Below are 3127 nucleotides of genomic sequence, written 5' to 3' on the forward strand. Positions count from 1 at the left end.
CAGGCGCCGAGCCAGCGGTCGGCGCAGAAGGCCGCCAGACCGGTCCGCTCGCCCGCGAGCTCGCCGAGGCTCCGGCCCAGTCCGCACACGGGCGTCACCAGCCGCACGCCGTACGGCCCGGCGAGGGGGTCGTCGGCGTACCAGGGCGGCTCGGTGACGGCGGGCGGCGAGGGTTCGAGCACCCGGACGTCGTACGCGCCGCCGAGCAGCTCCCACGCCTCCCGCCGCGGGCTCACCGGTCCCCCGGTCATAAGCCCTCCTGCGCCGGAAGGAGTGACCACCGGGGCGTGCCCTCGGTTCCCTCGCTCCGCTCGGTCATGGGCTTTCCGGGCGCAGGGCGCGGCTGTTGCCGCGGAACTCGGCGATGACCTCGCCGTCGTCTCGGCGGACGGTCACGTCGTACACCCCCGCGCGGCCGAAGCGGACGCGTTCGACGGCCTCGGCGACCAGGACGTCGCCCGCCCGCGCCGGGGCGACGAAGACCACGTCGGCGGCGGCCGCGACGGTGACGATCTCGTAGGTGTTGCAGGCGAAGGCGAAGGCCGTGTCGGCCAGCAGGAACACGTACCCGCCGTGCGCGATGCCGTGACCGTTGACCATCGTGTCCGCGACGGTCATGGTGGCGCGGGCGCGGCCCGCCGCGACGTCGCCGATCTCGATGCCGAGGTGCCGTGACGAACGGTCGGCGGCGTACATCTTCTCGGCGCAGCGCCGCGCCACCTCATCGGCCTCCGTCACGCCCCCAGTGGACCACGCATCGATGATCAAGGGAACACCCCGGAGCCCGTGAGCCCCGCATGAGATATCTTCATAATTCCCACCGGTAAGCAGCAGAACGGCGCGTCCACAGCGTCACGAGCTCCCCCGTTGACGTAAGGAGCCACAAGCAACAATGATGCTGACCGTGTATCGGAGCGAGCCCCTCGTCGCACGCCTGCACGTCGATCTCCGGCGGCAGGCCAGCGCGCTGTGTGCGGCCTGACCTCGAAATCCTGAGCCTCCGCCCCTGATCACCCGGCGCCTCGCGCGCCGGTCCCGATCTTCCTCTTTTCCGGTCAACTCACGGCTGTCATCCTCTGTTGCAGTCGTGTCATGCCGCCGTCATCGCCCTGAATGGGAAACCTGTGATGCGAAGAAGCGCTGCCCTGCTCACCACCGCCGCCCTGCTGGCCGCCGCCGCGGCCTGCTCGTCGGACAACGGCTCCTCCTCGTCGGGAGGTGCGGCGTTCGACCCGAAGAACTGCCAGGGAGGAACGCTCTACGTCCTCAACCAGAGCGACTCCACCGGCCACCACCTCGACCCCGCCCGGATCTACACCTCCGGCGGCGGCTCGGTCACCTCTCTGATCTTCCGTACGCTCACCACCCGGCACCGGGTGCCCGGCGAGGCGGGCGACCAGGTCGTGCCCGACCTGGCCACCGACACCGGCAAGGCGAGCGACGACGCCAAGACCTGGACCTATCACCTGAAGGACGGGCTGAAGTTCGACGACGGCACGCCCATCACCGCCAAGGACATCAAGTGGGGTGTCGAGCGCGCGTTCGCGCCCGAACTGCCCGGCGGCATCCCGTACCTGCGCGACTGGCTGGTCGGCGGCGAGGACTACAAGGGCCCGTACAAGGGCAAGGAACTGGACTCGATCCAGACGCCGGACGACAAGACGATCATCTTCAAGCTGCGCAAGCCCGAGGGCGACTTCCCCTACGTGGCGACGGCGACGCAGTTCGCCCCGGTGCCCAAGGCCAAGGACGACGGCACCGGGTACGAGAAGCACCCGGTGGCCAGCGGCCCGTACAAGGTGCAGTCGCACGAGCAGGACAAGAACCTGGTGCTGGTCCGCAACCCGTACTGGTCCCGCACGGTCGACGACCAGCGGCTGGCCTGCCCCGACCGGATCGAGGGCACCTACGGGCTGAACGCGGCCGTGATCAACCAGCGGATCAGCGCCAGCGCCGGCAAGGACGCGAACGCCATCACCGCCGACACCGACCTGTCCCCCGCCGAGCTGGCCCGGATCAGCAATGACCCGAACCTGAAGAAGCGCGCGGTCAGGGGCGAGTTCGGCGAGACCGACTACATCGCCTTCAACCCGAAGGTGAAGCCGTTCGACGACATCCGGGTACGGGAGGCGGTCGCGTACGCGGTCAGCCGCCAGTCGGTGGTCAACGCGGCGGGCGGCAGCTCGCTCGCCAAGCCCGCGACGACGTTCCTGCCCGACCAGGCCGCGTTCGGCTACCAGCCCTACGACTACTTCCCGGCCGGGCCGGGCGGCAACGCGGCCAAGGCCAAGGAGCTCCTCGCCCAGGCCGGACACGCGAACGGGCTGACCGTCACGCTCGCGCACCGCAACGCCGACTACAACCACGACGGCCCGGCCGTCGCCACCGCCGTGCAGGCCGCGCTCAAGCAGGCCGGCATCAACGTGAACCTCAAGGCCTACGACGACGCCTCGTACGGCGACACCATCCAGAAGCCCTCGACCGAGCCGGGCATGTTCCTCACCACGTGGGGCGCGGACTGGCCGACCGGCGGGCCGTTCCTCGGACCGATCTTCGACGGGCGCCAGATCCTCAAGGACGGCGGCAACTTCAACGCCTCTCAGCTGAACGACCCGAAGATCAACGCCGAGTTCGACGACATCAACAAGATCACCGACCCGGCCCAGGCCCGGCCGCGCTGGGGCGCGCTGGACGCCGAGATCGGCAAGCAGGCCCTCACCGTGCCGCTGATCCACCCGATCTACATCCGGCTGACCGGCAAGAACGTCAAGAACGCCTACCTCGACCAGTGGCGCGGCTCCTACGACCCGGCCATGGTCTCGGTGAAGTAGTGACGGCGGAACTCGTCACCGAGGTCGGCGTCTCTTCGGAGGCGCCGACCCGGGCCCGCCAGGTACGGCAGCGGCTGCTCGCCGACCGGATGGCCATGGCGGGGGTCGTGGTGGCGCTCCTCATGATCGTCGCCGCGATCGCCGCTCCGCTGCTCATCCACCTCGAAGGCCAGGACGCCACGTCCTACCGCCCCGAACTGCTGGACTCCGCGCGCGGCGGCGTGCCGCGCGGGGCGTTCGGCGGCGCGAGCGGCGCGCACTGGCTCGGCGTGGAGCCCACGACCGGCCGCGACCTG

The 3127-nt window shown here is 70.3% G+C and carries 4 protein-coding genes and 1 pseudogene; 3 read left to right on the forward strand and 2 right to left on the reverse strand.

Going from position 1 to position 3127, the window contains the following annotated elements:
* Positions 1-251 (reverse strand): hypothetical protein (locus ACFFNX_RS46185; RefSeq protein ID WP_378212694.1); only part of this gene is annotated, 251 nt, incomplete at its 3' end.
* 64 nt (positions 252-315) lie between these two features.
* On the reverse strand, positions 316-696 hold the full coding sequence (gene paaI, locus ACFFNX_RS46190; protein ID WP_378212696.1) for a hydroxyphenylacetyl-CoA thioesterase PaaI: 381 nt from the start codon (positions 694-696) through the stop codon (positions 316-318).
* A gap of 199 nt (positions 697-895) precedes the next feature.
* On the opposite strand from paaI, the gene ACFFNX_RS46195 reads away from it, so the two are divergent.
* The 3 genes and pseudogenes from ACFFNX_RS46195 to ACFFNX_RS46205 form a co-directional block, all read left to right on the forward strand.
* Positions 896-982 (forward strand): putative leader peptide, encoded by an 87-nt coding sequence (locus tag ACFFNX_RS46195; RefSeq protein WP_378212697.1) that lies wholly within the window; start codon positions 896-898, stop codon positions 980-982.
* 145 nt (positions 983-1127) lie between these two features.
* Complete coding sequence (locus ACFFNX_RS46200; protein WP_378212695.1) at positions 1128-2831, forward strand: ABC transporter substrate-binding protein; 1704 nt, start codon at positions 1128-1130, stop codon at positions 2829-2831.
* Positions 2831-3127, forward strand: a pseudogene (locus ACFFNX_RS46205) (ABC transporter permease); the annotation flags it as partial. The gene ACFFNX_RS46200 and the pseudogene ACFFNX_RS46205, both read left to right, overlap by 1 nt.

This window comes from Actinoallomurus acaciae, from assembly GCF_042429965.1.
Taxonomy (GTDB): Bacteria; Actinomycetota; Actinomycetes; order Streptosporangiales; family Streptosporangiaceae; genus Actinoallomurus; species Actinoallomurus acaciae.

What these genes read in the sequence shown, in the direction of transcription:
- paaI (WP_378212696.1), bottom strand. Translation starts at nt 696, where the DNA reads ATGTACGCCGCCGACCGTTCGTCACGGCACCTCGGCATCGAGATCGGC.
- ACFFNX_RS46195 (WP_378212697.1), top strand. Translation starts at nt 896, where the DNA reads ATGCTGACCGTGTATCGGAGCGAGCCCCTCGTCGCACGCCTGCACGTC.
- ACFFNX_RS46200 (WP_378212695.1), top strand. Translation starts at nt 1,128, where the DNA reads ATGCGAAGAAGCGCTGCCCTGCTCACCACCGCCGCCCTGCTGGCCGCC.